We start from the raw sequence: 16,824 nt of genomic DNA, 5'->3' as shown, positions 1-16,824 counted from the left end.
GAACTGGCTAAGCGAAGGGGAGCGAGCCGCTAGGCCTGGGGAGCCACACCACGTTCACATAGTGCGAAAGGGGCCGACCACCTCAGTGGTCGGCCCCTTCTACGTAGGCGGGTGGATGCGGTGACTACTTGAGTACCAGCGACACCATCTTGCCGGGAACGACGATCACCTTAAACGGTTCCTTTCCACCCAAGGATTCGACAATCTTTGGATCGGCCAGTGCCGCTTTCTGTACCGTGTCCTTGTCGGCCTCGGCGGCCACCTCGATGCGAGAACGTACCTTTCCGTTGATCTGTACCGGGTAGGTCACGGTGTCCTCGACCAGGTAGGCCTCGTCGGCGACGGGGAAGTCGGCGTAGGTCAGCGACTCGGTGTGTCCCAACCGCCGCCACAGCTCCTCCCCTATGTGTGGGGCGACCGGAGCCAGCATCAACACCAGATTTTCGGCCACGGAGCGTGGCACGGCGTCCAGCCCGACCAGGTGGTTATTGAAAGTGATCAGTTTGGCTACCGCAGTGTTCATGCGCAGCTGTTCGTAATCGTCGCGCACTCCCGCGATTGCGGTGTGCATGGCCTTCAATGTTTCCTCGCTTGGGTCCTCGTCGGTGACAGTGACCTCGCCGGTCTCCTCATCAACGATGTTGCGCCAGGCGCGTTGTAGGAAACGTTGTGAGCCGACGATGGCGCGCGTCTCCCACGGTTTCGACAGGTCCAGCGGCCCCATCGACATTTCGTAGACGCGGAATGTGTCCGCGCCGTACTCTTCGCACACGTCATCGGGTGAGACGACGTTTTTCAGCGACTTGCCGATCTTGCCGTATTCACGCTTGACTTCTTCGCCCTCGTAGTAGTACTTTCCGTTTTCCTCGGTGACGGCGACCGCAGGTACGTACATGCCGCGCGCGTCGGTGAAGGCGTAGGCCTGGATATAGCCCTGGTTGAACAGGCGACGGAACGGTTCACGGGCCGAGACGTGCCCCAGGTCGTAGAGAACTTTTTGCCAGAACCGGGCGTAGAGCAGGTGCAAGACCGCATGTTCGACGCCGCCGATGTACAGGTCGGCGCCGCCGCAGTCGTCTTCGGAACGTGGCCCCATCCAATAGCGGTCGTTCTCTGGAGAGATCAGTTGGTCTTTATTGGTCGCGTCCGCGTAGCGCAGCTCATACCAGCTGGAACCGGCCCAGTTGGGCATGGTGTTGACTTCGCGACGGTAGGTCTTGGGTCCCTCGCCTAGGTCCAGTTCCACTTCGACCCACTCCTTCGCTCGCCCCAGTGGCGGTTCGGGCGAGGAGCTGGCGTCATCGGCCGCGAAGGTCTTTGGTGAGAAATCCTCCATTTGCGGCAGCTCGACTGGCAGCATGTCTTCAGGCAGGGCCACTGGCATACCGTCTTCGTCCCATACGATCGGGAACGGCTCGCCCCAGTAACGCTGGCGGCTAAACAGCCAGTCGCGCAGACGGTAGTTGATCGCCCCTTTTCCTCGTTGATTTTCTTCCAACCAGGCGATCATGCGAGATTTGGCCTCGTCTACGGCCAGCCCATCGAGGAAGTCGGAGTTGATCGCCTGCCCTTGGCCCACGAAAGCGGTCTCGCCGTCCCATTCGGCCCCAGAGTCAATGACCTGACGTACGGGAATGTCAAAGGTGCGAGCGAAGGCGAGGTCGCGCTCATCGTGAGCCGGTACGGCCATAATCGCGCCGGTGCCGTATCCGGCCAGCACGTAATCGGCGATGAAAATGGGGATCTGTTCGCCATTGACGGGATTGGTCGCGTACGCGCCAACAAAGACTCCCGTTTTGGTTTTGCCATCGGCTTGGCGTTCCACATCAGTCTTGGCCGCGGCGGTGGCCCGGTAGACGGCGATGGCCTCACGCGGAGTGGCGAATCCCCCGGTCCACTTCACGTTCGTGCCCTCGGGCCAGGAATCCGCGGCCAACTTGTCGACCAGTTCGTGTTCGGGAGCCAGGACCATATAGGTCGAGCCAAACAGCGTGTCGGGGCGGGTGGTGAAGACACGAATGTCACCTTCAGAGGAGGCGAAATCGACGTAGGCCCCGGTGGATCGGCCAATCCAGTTGCGCTGCATCGCTTTGAGCGAGTCGGTCCACTGCAGTGAGTCCAGGTCGTCCAGCAGACGCTGCGAATAGGCGGTGATACGCAGCATCCACTGTTTGAGGGTGCGGGTGTAGACGGGGAAGTTCCCCCGCTCTGAGCGGCCCTCGGCGGTGACTTCTTCGTTCGACAAGACTGTGCCAAGCCCGGGGCACCAGTTGACGGGGGCCTCAGTGACGTAGGCCAGTCGTTGAGAGTCAATCAGGGCTCGCTGCTCAATGCGAGTCATGTCCGCCCAGGATCGGCCGTCCGGGGTGGCCCGGCGGCCGGTCTCGTACTGTTCGATCAGGTGGGAGACCGGACGCGCGGCCTGGACGTCCTCGTCGAAGTAGGAATTGAAAATCTGCAGGAACACCCACTGGGTCCAGCGGTAGTAATCGGGGTCGGACGTGCAGAATTCGCGCCTGTTGTCATAGCCCATACCCACCCGGCGTAGCTGAGCTCGATAACGGTCGACGTTGGTGCGGGTGATCTCGGCTGGCTGACGCCCGGAGGCGATCGCGTACTGCTCAGTGGGCAGACCAAAGGAGTCATACCCCATTGGGTGCAACACGTTAAAGCCCGCCATGCGCAAGTAGCGAGAGTAGACATCGGTGGCGATATATCCCAAAGGATGACCTACGTGCAGTCCTTCCCCGGAGGGGAAAGGAAACATGTCCATAACGAATTTCTTCTCCGCGCCCGCCCGCGGATGGTCGGGCTCGGCCAGGTCACCCACCGGGTTCGGGGCACGGAAAGAATTATTGTCGTACCAATGTTGCTGCCACCGCCGTTCGATCGCATTGGCGGTCGCCGCGTCATAGCGGTGGGACGGGGGGGTTGGTTCCTGGTCGGTCACGCAGATTCACCTCAAGATGGATAAGGTCGTCATTGGCGGATGTCTCGCCTAGTCACAGCTGAGATAACTACCCCTGAACACGAAAAAACCCCTCACGCAGCGAGGGGTGGCCGTGCTGGAAGGTTCGTCAGCACGGCTAGATAAGAAGCGAGTCAATACGCCTAGGCATGAGGCAAGTGTACCGCAGCTGGCCAGCGATTTGAATCAGCCACATGGGCGGCTCGGCTCGCAAACGATTCCCCATCGGCCAAGTACTCGCCCCGTCGATCCGCCCGAATGCGGCGCTGAACAGGGTTTCTTTCAGTGCCAGAGTCGTATGGGCTGGGCGTGAGCGCGGTTATCTCACTATAGTTGGGAGAAACGCGGCATATTTCCCCTCATCTGTGCCTCAGATGGACCCATTCGGGACAAATTTGGTCTCCTGTGCCACATAGCTTTGGTCACGTACCATTGCACATCCAGACGAAACGCCGTTCTGCCCATTGAGGAGGAAACCCTCTTGCACCCCACCGCATCATCCGCTCCCGCTCAGCCCGAGCAGGGGTCGGACCGGGCCGCCAACGGCTTGGCGCAGCACGATTTCAAGGCGGGCGCCGCAGCGATCCTGTCGAATATAGAGCGCGTCATCGAGGGCAAAAGCGAGGCAATCCGCCTAGCGCTGGCCGTGATGTTGGCCGAGGGCCACCTGCTGCTGGAAGATGTACCCGGAGTCGGTAAGACAAAGCTCGCCAAGGCGCTGGCCCAGTCCCTGGACTGTTCGATGCGCCGCATCCAGTTCACCCCAGACCTGCTCCCCTCCGACGTCACCGGCGTCACCATCTTTGACCCAGAGACCCGGGAGTTTCGTTTCAAGCGTGGCGCGATCTTCTCCAACCTGGTGGTAGGCGACGAGATCAACCGCGCCAGCCCCAAAACCCAGGCGGCCCTTCTGGAATGTATGGAGGAACGCCAAGTCACCGTGGACGGAGCGACCTACCTGCTACCGCCACCGTTTATGGTCATCGCCACGCAAAACCCCATTGAGATGGAGGGAACCTACCCCCTCCCCGAGGCGCAACGCGACCGCTTCACCGCCCGTGTGGCTCTGGGCTACCCCAGCCCCGAGGCCGAGCTGACCATGATGGAAAACCACGGCACCTCCGACCCGCTTAATGACCTGCGTCCGGTCTGCGACGCGAACACGGTCAACGCCATGATCGCCTACACGCGGACGGTGCACGTTTCCGACGCGATCAAGCACTACACGCTCGACGTCGTCAGCGCCACCCGCAACCAGGCCAGCGTGCGGCTGGGCGCAAGCCCCCGCGCGAGCTTGCAACTACTGCGGTGCGCTCGCGCCGTGGCCGCACTCGATGGACGCGAGTTCGTCCTCCCCGATGACATCCAGTACCTTGCCGTACCGGTGCTCGCCCACCGCCTCATCCTGACCACCGAGTCCACCATCGGAGGACGCGACGCCGCGCGGGTCGTCTCCGAAGCCGTCGCTCACGTGCCGGTACGCCACCCCAACCGGGGATAACCATGTCGCGGCGGCCCCGACTCACCGGACGCGGCAAGATCCTGTTGTTTTTGAGCGTCCTCATCTTCATCGTCACAGTGATCATCGGCGAGGGGGACCTGCTTCGAGCGGCACTGCTGGTGCTCCTAGCCCCCATCTTCAGCTGGTTGTGGCTACTTTGGCAGCGGCCGCAATTGCAGGTTGACCGATTCATGGATCCCACCAGGATTCCTGCTGGGCAAGAGTGCCACGTACGCCTATCGGTGTCCAACACCGCGCCCAAGACCACGGCCACCGCCATGATGGAAGACCGCATTCCCTATACCCTCGGCGACCGGCCCCGACTGCTGTTGCAGAAGCTCACCCCCGGGTCACAAACGGTGGTGAGTTACGCGATCAGCCCCCAACGACGCGGTAAATACAACGTCGGGCCCATGCGCGTCTACGCCACCGACCCCTTCGGACTGGCCACCGTGCAGCAAGAGTTCTCCACCGTCACCGAGCTAGTCGTCACCCCACCGATTCACCCGCTGCAATCAGTACGGGTCGGTGGGCGTTCCGGATCGGTCGTGGGCGACAGCAGGGCTCTGTCGGTTGCCATCTCCGGGGAGGACGACGTTGCCGCCCGCGAATACCGCTACGGGGATGACCTGCGCAGAGTCCACTGGCCCACCACTGCCCACCGTGGTGAACTCATGGTCCGCCGCGAAGAACAGCCCTGGGACTCCACCGCCTCCCTCCTTCTGGACGTGCGCGGCAATGCCCACTACGGCATGGGCGAAGCCTCCAGTTTTGAATGGATGGTCGAGGCTGCCGCCAGCATCTGCCGCCGACTCGCCGTCGATGGCATGTCCTCTCACCTGATCTCGGTGTGGGACGACATCTCAGCTCGCTCGGAGGACTTCGGTCACGTGCTGAACTACCTGGCCACAGTCCAGACGACCACCAAAGCCGACATCGCGCTTCTGGCTGCGCGCTCCCGTATCCACAGTGACTCCTCCTGCGTCATCGCTCTCATGGGCCACCTGAACGTGCGAAACGCCGAGGAACTTCTCGCATCGGGCGGACGTTCCGGACAGAACATCGCCATTGTCACCGACCCGGTCGCCTGGAGCGGGGCCACGGGCGAAAAAGCCCGCGTCCTCACCGCCGAACACCTTGACGCGACAGCGCTCTTGGCCGCCGCTGGCTGGTTGGTGCGCTCAGTCAAACCCCAGACGAAACTCCTACACCTGTGGTCGGGTGTCTCCCCCAGCGAAGCCAAGGCCACGACATGAAACATAGCCACCACACGAGACACACCAGCCCATGGCGGGCCTCTCATCCGAGGGGCGATGGGGCCACGACTAGCCTCGCAAAGGCGGTGATCCATCAATGAGCGAACAAGGAAAACTCACCGTCGTCTCCGGCTTCGCGCTGATGCTGGGCTCTCTGCCACTCATGGCGGTGTACTCCAATTTCATCGCCTGGATCATTCCCGCTGGGCTGGCGATCGCGTGCGTCAGTCTGTGTGGGGCTCTAGCTCGCCGTTTCAGCCGCGGCATCCTCATACAGGCCCTTGCCATGCTCACCGCCCTCCTCATGCTGATGACCGTGTTCTTCCGCAGCGGGGAGGAATATCTGGGCATTTTCCCCAGCCTGGGCACGTTGCAACACTTCGCCGACCTGGTCACCCGTGCTTCGGTCGACGTCAACACCTTGATCGTGCCTGTCACCGTCAACACCCAGCTCTTGTTTGTCACCGTGCTCAGCATCGGGCTACTCGCCGTCGTCAACGACCTGTTCATCGTCGGCCTACGCACACCCGCTTTCAGCGGAATCTGTTTCCTGACGATGTACATGGTCCCGGTTTCCATCAACCCCGAAAGCACCGCATGGCTGTGGTTCGCCACCAGCGCCGCCGCCTACCTATGGGTATTGGCCGCCGACCACCAAGCCAACGTGCTGCGTTTTGGTCTGCGCTTCACTGGTTCGGGCCATATGGTCGCCAAGAACAGCCCGTCCCCCCTAGCCGGACCGGGCACGATACTCGTCGCTTCGTTGTTGGCGGTCACCATCATGACCGCTGGATTCCTTCCAACGACCAGCGACGGCTTCCTCGACCGATTCGGTACGGGGGGAACTGGCGGTGACTCCAGCGAATCGCAGGGTCGCGTCGATCCATGGGTACAGCTGCGCGGTGAGCTCGATCGGCCAGATCCGGTCGACTTGGCCTATATCGAAACCGACAACGACCAGCCGCCGTACCTGCGTCTGCATGTGGCTGACCGGCTTGACGAGACCGGATTCCGCCCTTCCAGCCCTCAAGTCTCCGGCCAAGCGGTACAGCGTGCCAACTACGCGGGCCAATTCCCCCTCCAGCTCGAACCGGAGGGCGAATACAAAGCCACTGTGACCAACATGGGGCTCACCGACTCAGCGGTGCCCTACTACGGCCAACTCACCGGAATGGACATCAGCACCTCCTGGTCGTACTACTCCGATTCCGCGACGGTGCGCAGTCAAACAGAGACCCTCTCCGAGGTCGACGAATACAGTTTCACCTACCAGTCCTACGACTACGAGGCAGACCGCCTGCGGGAAGCCCCCGACTCCGTCTCGTCCGATTTCGCCGCCGCCAATAGCCTCGACACGCCCCATGTGCCTGAGCTCAGCACCATCGTGAGCGACCTCGTCGGCGACATCGATAACCAGTACGACGCCGTCTCGGAGATCCACGAATTCTTCTCGCCGGACAACGGCTTTTCCTATGACCTCATGACTGCCCAAGGCGGTTCCTCGACGGCCATTCTTGACTTCCTCGAATACCGCCAGGGCTACTGCGAGCAGTACGCCGCGGCGATGGCGTGGATGGTGCGCGAGGCCGGATACGCTTCGCGAGTGGCCATCGGTCTCACCCGTGGTACACGAGATGGTGATGGCTGGGTGGTCAACAGCCACAATTGGCATGCCTGGGTCGAGGTCTACTTCGATGGGTTTGGCTGGGTCCCGTTTGACCCCACACCATCCTCTGGCGTGCAAAACTCCGTGGCATTCCCTTGGAGCGCGCCGTCAATCGACGACGATGGCGAAGAGTCTGACTCCGAGACCGATAACGAAACGCAGACCGAGGACTCCGAGACGCCCCAGGATTCCCCCGATTTTGACCTGCCAGACGCCCACCTTCCCGACGCAGGTGGAGGGTCGTCGGCTCACACCCAAAGCGACGCGGGAATCTCCACTTGGTGGATCGTCTTGGCCGTTGCCGTGGTTCTCTTCTTCGTCCCGGCCACCGCTCGAATACTGACTCGACGATCGCGCTTGCGGCCCTCCACCGTCGGCGGAGAGTCGGCCTGGAGTGAGACATTGGACATGCTCACTGACTTCCGACGGCCCGTGGCTGCTTCGCGTACACCGCGGCAGACGGCCGCCGAGGTGGCTGGCTTCGCTCCCGATGGGGCCTGGGCGATCCACGAACTGAGCTCGGCGGTGGAAACGAGCCGCTACGGACTCCAAGATGTCCCGGCCGGGCACCTGCCCGCGGCCGTAAGCGCGCTGCGCGGCCAGGTCAAGAACCACGTTCGCCCCAGAAGTCGGTTGGGCGCGTGGTTGTGGCCACGCAGCACCTGGCTTCACACCAGATCCTGGCTCCAGCGAGTACGGCTTACGATTGGCAACGGTGTCGAGGCCGCTGGCGCTCGGATGCCATGGCGCCGATCCCAAACCCGGTAGGCGACCGATCTCTCCCAACCACCACCTACCGACTACCTGAACAAACGTCTCGAACAGTCATCCCCGCCCAAAAGTGTCAGACTGAGAACTTAGGCTGGCCGCGTGGATTACCCCAATCGATGCGCCGACGGCCACGTCGGGCGCTAGGAGGGCGGCACTAGATGGTGGACACGCGGGCCAACGCAAACCCGACCGCCGACCACGCACCGACCTTGTACGACCTAGGGACACCGTTGGAGGACGTGACGTTCACCGTCGTGGACCTCGAAACTACCGGTCTCGCCGCCGACGCCTGCGGCATCACCGAAATCGGCGCGGTCAAGGTACGCGGCGGTTCCGTCATCGCCGAGTTCTCCACTCTGGTCAACCCACACGAGCCGATTCATCCCCGCATTACCCGCCTCACCGGCATTTCCGACGACATGGTCGCGAACGCGCCCGACATCGGTGATGTCCTGCCCTCATTCTTGGAATTCGCCGCTGGCACGACCTGGGTGGCCCACAACGCCGGATTCGATATTGGGTTCCTGCGCCACGCTTGCCAATACACCAAGTTGCCCTGGCCACGCCCACCCGTCATCGACACAGTCGCTTTGGCCCGCAAACTCACGGACAAATCAGAAGTGCCCAACCGGCGGCTGCGCACCCTCGCGCGGTTGTTTGGCTCCCGCACCACACCCAACCACCGGGCCCTCGACGATGCCCGCGCCACCGTCACCGTGTTGCACGGGCTGCTAGAGCGGGCCGCTGGACACGGGGTGCTCACCGACACCGAGCTGGCGGAATTCAATCGGGCCATACCGTCCAAAGTGCAGCAAAGCAAGCGTCACCTAGCTGAGGCGCTGCCACATCGGCCCGGGGTATATGTCTTCCGCGACGCGGAGGACCGAGCCCTCTATGTGGGCCTCGCGGGCAACATCGCGACCCGTGTCCGCAGCTATTTCTCCGCCGGGGAGAACCGCTCACGCATGCGGGACATGATCGCCTCCACCGAACGGATCGAAGCGATCCCCTGCGCTCACCGACTCGAGGCCTCGATCAAAGAACTGCGCATGATTCACACCGGGAGGCCCCCCTACAACCGGGCACAAAAAAATCCCGAACGTCGACGTTGGATACGCCTTACCGAGGAGACCTACCCGCGGCTGACGGTGGCCCGGAAACCGCCTGAGAGCCACCAGGATCTCGCCATTGGCCCCATCGCCAGCCAGGCAGCCCATGCCAGCATCGCGGCGCTGCACACGGCCTTCACGCTGCGCCAGTGCCGCACGAAACTTTCCCCCACCAAGACCAGCCCGACATGCGTCCTGGGCCAGATCGGCAAATGCCCCGAGCCATGCCAGCTTCGCGTCACGCCCGCACAGTACGCACAGCTAGTCGAGCACGTCGGGCAATCGCTCACTGGCGACCCCGCCGACGCCATCGCGGCCATCACCCACCGCATCGAAGAATTGGCCGCGGAGGAACGTTTTGAGGAGGCCGCGAACCACCGCGACCACCTTGGAACCCTCCTGCGAACCGTATGGTCCACGCAGCGGCTACGTCAACTAGTCGCCACCGGTGAAATGATCGCCGCCGCACCCGTAGCAAAAGGAGGCTGGGACGTCGCGCTGATCCGTTGCGGCCGCCTAGCCGCAGCCGTGCGTACTCCGCCGCGCCACAACCCCATGCCTTTGATCGAACAGATGCGCCTAGACGCGGCCGATACGGAGCGCACAGACCGCATCGTTGACGGCGCACACGCGAGCGAGGCTCACCTATTGCTGAAATGGCTCGAAGAGCCGCAGGTACGACTGGTGTACATCGAGAAACCCTGGCACACTCCTGTCGACAGCGCCGGGCGTCATGCGGCGCTGGCCGACCAAATGCAGGTTGCACGGCCACAAATCCGACATTGATAATTTCTAATATCAGACGGTATCGATCGACGTTACGAGTCGTTAGTCACATAGAATCGGGCAATTAGCTAACGGAGAGGCTTGCTCGGGTAGACCCGTGAGTCAGTCTCAAGGCCAGGCCTTGATCGGTCTGGGAAAAATCCGTCCTGGGTTGCGGAGGCGACATGTTGCGAGCATGGTGGACAGCGCGAACGGCCAAAAACGACGACCGGTGGGACCTGGCTGGGCGAGTTGCCGAATTGGAGTCTGCCCACCGCGCGAATTACCCCCAGCCCGATATCTTGCTAGTTCGCCGGGCGTATCGCATCGCTGAGCAGATGCACCGGGGCCAGGGGCGTAAATCCGGCGAGCCATACATCACCCACCCGATCGAGGTCGCGACCATTCTGGCGCGCCTGGGTCTCGACTCCCCCACTGTCGCGGCCGCGCTGCTGCACGACACGGTCGAGGACACGAGCTATACGCTGGAGCGGTTGCGGGCTGACTTCGGTTCGGAGATCTCGGTGATGGTCGACGGCGTCACGAAACTTGACAAGATCCATCTGGGCGACGCGGCGGAAGCCGAGACGTGGCGCAAGTTGCTGGTTGCCGCCGGGCAGGACATTCGCGTACCGATCATCAAACTGGCCGATCGCCTCCACAATATGCGCACGTTGAAGTTCAAATCGCGCCCCAGCCAAATTCGGATCGCGAACGCGACCAAGGAAGTCCTGATTCCGCTGGCCGACCGGCTGGGTCTATACATCATCAAGCGCGAACTTGAAGACTTGGTCCTCCAGACGCTGGAGCCGGAGCTCTACGGTGAGATCACCGAGTACTTGGCCGATTCCTCGGAGCGCAATCGGCAGGTATCGGAGCTGATACCACGTCTGCGTCGCACCCTGCGCAGGTTCAAGGTGAACGCAAAACTATTGGATCGCCCTCGCCACCCGTATTCGGTGTATCGGGAAATGGAAAAGTCTGGTTCGCGCAAACCACATGATCCGCCTCGCGTGGTCGTGGTTGTCAACGGAAAGACCACCGACTGTTACGCGGCGATGGGCGCGATCCACTCGCTATGGCAGCCCAAGGACTCGAAGTTTCGCGATTTCGTCGCGGCCAAGAAGTTCAATCTGTATCAGTCGCTGCACACGACAGTGATGGGCCCCAGGGATGCCCCCATCGACTTCTTGATCCGGACCGACGAGATGCACCGCCTGGCGGAGCTGGGCATCGTAGCCCAGATTAGGTCCCACAATGGCACCGAACGGCTGTGGGAGCAGCAGTTGCCTTGGTTGCGGCGGCTATTGGAGTGGCAGCGCGGAGTGGTGGACTCCGATGTCTTCCTCGACTCGCTGCGCTCTGACCTAGCCGACCAAGAGATGCTTGTCTTTAGCCGTGAAGGCAAGCAGGTGCTCATTCCAAAAGGATCGACCCCGATCGACATGGCCTATGCCGGGGGCCCAGAGCAAGGACACCGCTTGGTCGCCGCGTATGTCAATGGCAGCCTCGTTTGTCTGACCCAAACTTTGCACGATGGCGACTTGGTTGACTTGGTCCTCAGTAACGGACGAGCGCACGGGCCCTCACAAGAGTGGCTGCTGTCCGCCAAGACCCCGGCCGCGCATCTGCACATTAACGAATGGTTTGACCGGCAACATCGCCTGCGACTGGAGGAATCGGAGCTGTTCGGGGAGTACGACCCCGACCTAGATCCGTTCGCGGTAGATGAGGAGACGCCTCCGGCACTTTTGGAAGGCTGGGACGATATACCCACTCGGGTGCCCGAACAGGCAAAAGGGCCGCTTGAGCCCTCCTCCGAGGGGAACCGACAAGCGGGCACAAGTGCTGACACCTCTGAGCTCCCAGCTGCACCCTCCCTTGCGGCGCCTCCGTCCGATAACGATCGTGGCGCAGCCCCCAGCGGTGAGAATCCTGAATCCCATGCGCCGCATAGTGCAAACGACTCCAAACAGGGCTTGTCCACACAGCCGGGCAGTGCCCCGGACAGTGCTGTTTGGACTTCCAAGACAAACAGGCGAAAGTCGAGGGTCTCTCCTTCTTCCGCAACCCGGCGTCCCGCCTTTGTGGATATTCCCGCCCCTCGTCTGGAAGAGGAAAAGCACGAAGGCAAGGCATTGCTGTGGCACGAGATCATGGCACGCGGGCGCGGGCTCGCAACCGAGCGCCCTCTAGCGGGGGTTGCCGCTTCCCTGGGGTATCCCGACGTTGACGCACTGTACCTGGCAATGGCTCGGCTACAGGAAGATCCCGAGAAGATCGCCACTCAACTGATCACCACTGTGGACCGGTATTAGTTCTGAGCCAGATATGGCGAGTCCGACCACGCTCACCCCTCGCGCCACTGGCAACACAGCCGCCTCGTGCGGCACTAGGTCATCCGCTACCTCATGTCAGGCGTTCGAATATTCTTGCGCCCCTTAAATTGTCGGAAATCCGACACATACCATTACCCTATGCGGTTAAACAGAAACCTAGAGCGCTGAACTTTAGACTAAATGCACAATAAGCGATGATTTCACTATTTTCTTGTCACTTGGATAACACGTCAGCCGCCACTGAGAACCTCGCCTCGCCACGGACCATCAGCACCTGGGCCGAGGCGAATGTCCTCCGCGCTGATCGTACGCACCGGAGCGATCACGCCAGTCGCACGCTATCTCCCACAAGGGGGCAACCATGTTCAAGACGCTTTGGGTGACCACGTTGCTGACGGCCGTGCTCGCCGTCGCCGCCTCAGCTACCTTCGCCGCAGCCACGTCCACGGACACTGGAGTTGACCTCGAACCGCTCCCGGAGACGGCCAACCTTGCCATCGAGACCCCGCAAAGCACCTCAGAGATAACGTTGTCGGCCGAAACCGAAAGGATGCTCACCTGCCCCTCATTCGACAACGCCCGCTATCCCGAGGTCGCGGCCTGCCCACATTTCCCCATCATGTGTCATGGAGGATGCAAACGGGGTGGTTACGACAGCGGCTATTGCAATGGACAGAAGTGTATGTGCTTCAACTGGTTCCGGCCCGGTTCCAACCAAGGTGAACGCGCAACCGGCGCCGAGAGCGACAGCACGGGCCACGAACAGTTCGCGCCTGGCGTCACCTTTGGCTCCAAAGACTTCAGCTAGTAGCGATTACCCCGAAAGACAACATAACGCCGGTGGCGCATGACCCTGAGGGTCATGCGCCACCGGCACTCTCATGTGGCCATACTGTCGGCCTCATGAATGTTGCTACTTCTTACCGGAGCCAATCTGACGCGAAGAATCGGAGTCGTCGTCCTCTTCCAGAGATTTGAAGAAGCCCTTCGGCCGCGCCTCAAGAGCCCCGACTCGGTTCATGCGTTTCGGCACTACCCAGCCGTTGTACTCCAAGTCCGTGTGACCGTGCTCGTCGGGCTCGGCCAGCGGCTGGTGCAACTCGTAGAAGCGGCCATCCGGGTCACGCATCATGATGCCTGTCTCGATGCCATGTGCCAACACCTCACGGTCGTGCTGTTGCAGACCCAGACAGATGCGGTGCGCTATGAAGTACGCCGCGACCGGCAGCACAATGATGCCAATACGTCCGGCCCAAGTCATTGCGTTCAGGCTGATGTCGAAGCGCTCGGCGAACACGTCGTTGGCGCCGGAGACAACACCGATGACCCAGAAGGTGGCGGCCATGGCGCCCAGACCGGTGCGAACCGGAACGTCGCGCGGACGGTCCAGCAGGTTGTGGTGCGCCCGATCCTTCTTCATCCATCTTTCCAGCCATGGATACGCCATGGGCAAGAGCATGAACACACCCATCGCCGCCACGCCTGGCCAGAAGATCCCTGGAAGTACGAAGAAGTCCGTTCTGAACTCCCAGGCTGGGAAGACTCGGATCAATCCCTCCATGAACATGACATAAAAGTCTGGCTGGGTACCTGAGGACACAACGGCGGCCTCATATGGCCCCAGCAGCCACACTGGGTTGATCTGGAATATGCCGGACATCAACGCCGTCACGGCGAAGACCAGCATGAAGAACCCGCCCTGCTTGGCTGCGTAGTTGGGGAACATGCGGTAACCGACCACGTTGTGCTCGGTACGTCCCGGGCCAGGCCACTGGGTGTGCTTCTGCGCGAAGACCAGACCAACGTGTATGGCGATGAGCGCCAGCATGATCAGCGGCAAGATGAACACGTGGGCGATATAGAACCGGGTGATGATTTGATCTCCCGGGAACGGTCCACCGAAGACGGCGGCCGAGGCCCACGATCCGATAAGCGGCACCGACTGGATCATGCCTTCTGCGATACGAAGACCCGTACCTGACAGGGCGTCGTCCGGCAGCGAGTAGCCGATGAAGCCTTCGATGAAGGCGATCCAGAAGAGCAGTACACCGATGACCCAGTTGAGTTCACGGGGCTTACGGAAGGCGCCGGTGAAGAACACACGGCACATGTGCACGATGATGGCGGCCACGAACAGCAGTGCCGACCAGTGGTGCATCTGCCGCATGATGAGACCGCCGCGAACCTCGAAGGAGAGATTCAACGTGGACTCGTAGGCCTTCGACATCTCCACACCACGCAGTGGCGTGTAGACACCGTCGTATGCCACGTGAGCCATCGACGGCTCGAAGAAGATCGCGACGAACGTACCGGTCAACAGCAAGATGATAAACGAGAACAGCGCGATCTCACCGAGCAGGAACGACCAGTGGTCGGGGAAGACCTTGTTCATCACGTTACGCGTGGGCGTAGCGAGCTTGAAACGGTCGTCCAGTGCACCGCCTACCTTCTGAGGGGCTGCGGCAGCGTCGAACTTACGGCGCTTCATTCTTCGACCTCCTCAGGTAGCGACGGGCGGTTCCAATACGCCGGGCCGACCGGAATCAGGTAGTCCTGAGTGGCGTAGAAGTAACCTTCTTCATCCACCGAGATCGGCAGCATCGGTAGGTGGCGCGCGGCTGGCCCAAAGACCGGGGCGGCGTTGTCAACCACGTTGAACTGCGACTGGTGGCAAGGGCACAGCAACCGGTGCGTGTGCTGCTCGTACAGGCTCGCCGGACAGCCCACGTGGGTGCAGATCTTGGAGTAGGCCACAAAGTTGCCCCACACCGCATCAGCGTCCCTGTACATCGGGTAAAGGTTCTCACGCAGTTCGGCCGCGTCATCGTCACGCAGGTGAATCAGCAGAGTCGAGGAGTTGGCGTACTTGTTGGTCGCGCCCCCCGGGATGGCAGGGAATGCGGTTACCTGACCCCCGACCGAAACCATGTCCGGACGCAACTGCGATCCGTCCATGTTCATGAGGCGAACAGGCTGGCCATCGTTGTGGTCGGGGTGAAAGCCGGTTTTGGTCAGCGAGTCACCCGGGTCCTTGATGAGACCACCCAGCGGAGCCACCGCGGCCAAGCCCAGCGGGGCCGCGCCGAAGAGGAATGCCTTCTTCAGCAGCGGACGACGCTTGAGGCCAATGTCCTCGGTCATGTTGTAGATCGTGGCCTCGGCCAGCTTCCGGTCTTCCATAGAGGAACCACCATCGTGGCGGTCCTGTACGAACTCCTCAACCGGGAGTAGCTTCTTGGCCCAGGTCAGGATGCCAATACCAAAGAACGCCAGCGACAGACCCAACGTGATACCGAGCATCGGCGTTTGCCACTTGAACCACGCGTCCCAGCCGGTGACCTCGCCCGGGTACTCCCAGGGCCAAAAGGCCATGACGGCGACGAAACCGAGAGCGAAGAGGCCAGCCAGGACGAACATCATCGCGACGATGCGTTCCATCCGCTTTTCTTCTTTGGTACCCGGAGTGGGGAACCGCGGCTCGTAGTGGAGGATTTCGATGTCGTCTTTGCGTAGCGCCTCTTTGTAAATATCGAAGCGAGTCAGCTTCGGGTCGTTGAGGTCGACGCGTTCGGAGTCTTTTTTGTTCTCGCTCACGATTTACCCGCAATCCAGAGCGTCGCCACCATCAGCGAGGAAATACCGACCAGGAAGACCGCGATGGCTTCGGTCGAAGGACCGAAGCGGCCGAGCGTGAAGATTCCGCCCTGGTCGTAATCGTCGTTGATGTAGTTGACGAAGGCCGCGATGTCGGCCTTTTCTTCGGGGCTCAACTGGTTGTCGGCAAAGACCGGCATGTTCTGCGGACCGGTCAGCATCGCCTGGTAAAGCTCCTCAGCCGTGGAGTCGGCCAACTTGGGGGCGTGCTTGCCCGAGGACAGAGCACCACCACCGGTGGCATAGCCGTGGCAGGACGAGCAGTTCATGCGGTACAGCTCGCCGCCATAGGCGACGTCAGCGTTCTCCATCAGCTGTTCGAACACCTCGTCGGAGGGAAGTTCGGGCCCGCCGCCCAGCTCCTGAATGTAGGCGCCGAGCTGCTCGGCTTCGTCCCGTGTGAAGGAGGGCGGAGTAGCCGGGGCCTGTGGGCCCTGCGCAGCCATCGGCATACGACCGGTGTTCACCTGGAACTCCACCGAAGCGCTGCCGACACCGATAAGGCTGGGACCGCGTCCTTCGACACCTTCGGCGTTGACGCCGTGGCAAGTAATGCAGCTGGTGTCGTAGAGGTCGCTACCGAGCACAGCCTGGGAACTCAGGGTGTCTTCCGGGGCCTCTTGGGCGTAAATACTGGGTGCGAAGCCGGCGTAAAGGCCGCCGACTATTGCCAAGGCACCGGCGAATCTGGCCAGCGCGCCGAGGCGCTTCCGCCAGCCGCGCCGGCGTTTATTTGATGCAGCCACGGTTTGTTGCCTCACCTCTACTGTTCTTCACCGGCCGAAGGGGCTCGTC

General features: G+C 61.7%; 10 protein-coding genes. 6 read left to right on the top strand and 4 right to left on the bottom strand.

What is annotated here, in order from left to right; translation table 11 throughout:
• Window positions 1–124 precede the first annotated feature (124 nt).
• A complete protein-coding gene (gene leuS, locus JQS30_RS06700; RefSeq protein ID WP_246498091.1) occupies window positions 125–2,950 on the bottom strand; it encodes a leucine--tRNA ligase in 2,826 nt (941 codons plus the stop codon).
• Between the two features lie 565 nt (window positions 2,951–3,515).
• On the opposite strand from leuS, the gene JQS30_RS06695 reads away from it, so the two are divergent.
• The 6 genes from JQS30_RS06695 (at window position 3,516) to JQS30_RS06670 (ending at window position 13,183) form a co-directional block, all read left to right on the top strand.
• Window positions 3,516–4,469, top strand: coding sequence for an AAA family ATPase (locus JQS30_RS06695; RefSeq protein WP_343076194.1), 954 nt, complete (start codon window positions 3,516–3,518; stop codon window positions 4,467–4,469).
• Between the two features lie 2 nt (window positions 4,470–4,471).
• Window positions 4,472–5,725, top strand: coding sequence for a DUF58 domain-containing protein (locus JQS30_RS06690; protein WP_213172593.1), 1,254 nt, complete (start codon window positions 4,472–4,474; stop codon window positions 5,723–5,725).
• Between the two features lie 97 nt (window positions 5,726–5,822).
• Window positions 5,823–8,159, top strand: a complete 2,337-nt coding sequence (locus tag JQS30_RS06685; protein ID WP_213172592.1) for a transglutaminase TgpA family protein — start codon at window positions 5,823–5,825, stop codon at window positions 8,157–8,159.
• A 161-nt stretch (window positions 8,160–8,320) separates the two neighbouring features.
• A complete protein-coding gene (locus JQS30_RS06680) occupies window positions 8,321–10,057 on the top strand; it encodes a DEDD exonuclease domain-containing protein (protein ID WP_213172591.1) in 1,737 nt (578 codons plus the stop codon).
• 164 nt (window positions 10,058–10,221) lie between these two features.
• Entirely contained in the window at window positions 10,222–12,354 is a 2,133-nt protein-coding gene (locus tag JQS30_RS06675) for a RelA/SpoT family protein (protein WP_213172590.1), read from the top strand.
• A 382-nt stretch (window positions 12,355–12,736) separates the two neighbouring features.
• A complete protein-coding gene (locus JQS30_RS06670; RefSeq protein WP_213172589.1) occupies window positions 12,737–13,183 on the top strand; it encodes a hypothetical protein in 447 nt (148 codons plus the stop codon).
• A gap of 105 nt (window positions 13,184–13,288) precedes the next feature.
• On the opposite strand, the gene qcrB is transcribed toward JQS30_RS06670, so the two are convergent.
• The 3 genes from qcrB to qcrC are packed head-to-tail and all read right to left on the bottom strand — an operon-like array spanning window position 13,289 to window position 16,775.
• Window positions 13,289–14,863: a cytochrome bc1 complex cytochrome b subunit gene (qcrB, locus tag JQS30_RS06665; protein ID WP_213172588.1), complete on the bottom strand. Its 1,575-nt coding sequence runs from the start codon at window positions 14,861–14,863 to the stop codon at window positions 13,289–13,291.
• Window positions 14,860–15,969, bottom strand: a complete 1,110-nt coding sequence (gene qcrA / locus JQS30_RS06660; RefSeq protein WP_246498090.1) for a cytochrome bc1 complex Rieske iron-sulfur subunit — start codon at window positions 15,967–15,969, stop codon at window positions 14,860–14,862. Before qcrA ends, qcrB begins: the two co-directional genes overlap by 4 nt.
• On the bottom strand, window positions 15,966–16,775 hold the full coding sequence (qcrC, locus tag JQS30_RS06655; protein WP_213172587.1) for a cytochrome bc1 complex diheme cytochrome c subunit: 810 nt from the start codon (window positions 16,773–16,775) through the stop codon (window positions 15,966–15,968). The genes qcrA and qcrC overlap by 4 nt, the downstream gene beginning before the upstream one ends.
• Window positions 16,776–16,824 lie beyond the last annotated feature (49 nt).

The organism is Natronoglycomyces albus, assembly GCF_016925535.1.
Lineage (GTDB): Bacteria > Actinomycetota > Actinomycetes > Mycobacteriales > Micromonosporaceae > Natronoglycomyces > Natronoglycomyces albus.
Note: the sequence above shows the minus strand (reverse complement) of the source record. Positions and strands in the feature narration are given on the sequence as shown.

Bases quoted from the DNA above. Each gene is read 5' to 3' on its own strand.
- JQS30_RS06675 (WP_213172590.1), top strand. From the start codon at position 10,222: ATGTTGCGAGCATGGTGGACAGCGCGAACGGCCAAAAACGACGACCGG.
- JQS30_RS06685 (WP_213172592.1), top strand. From the start codon at position 5,823: ATGAGCGAACAAGGAAAACTCACCGTCGTCTCCGGCTTCGCGCTGATG.
- JQS30_RS06690 (WP_213172593.1), top strand. From the start codon at position 4,472: ATGTCGCGGCGGCCCCGACTCACCGGACGCGGCAAGATCCTGTTGTTT.
- qcrB (WP_213172588.1), bottom strand. From the start codon at position 14,863: ATGAAGCGCCGTAAGTTCGACGCTGCCGCAGCCCCTCAGAAGGTAGGC.
- JQS30_RS06670 (WP_213172589.1), top strand. From the start codon at position 12,737: ATGTTCAAGACGCTTTGGGTGACCACGTTGCTGACGGCCGTGCTCGCC.
- JQS30_RS06680 (WP_213172591.1), top strand. From the start codon at position 8,321: ATGGTGGACACGCGGGCCAACGCAAACCCGACCGCCGACCACGCACCG.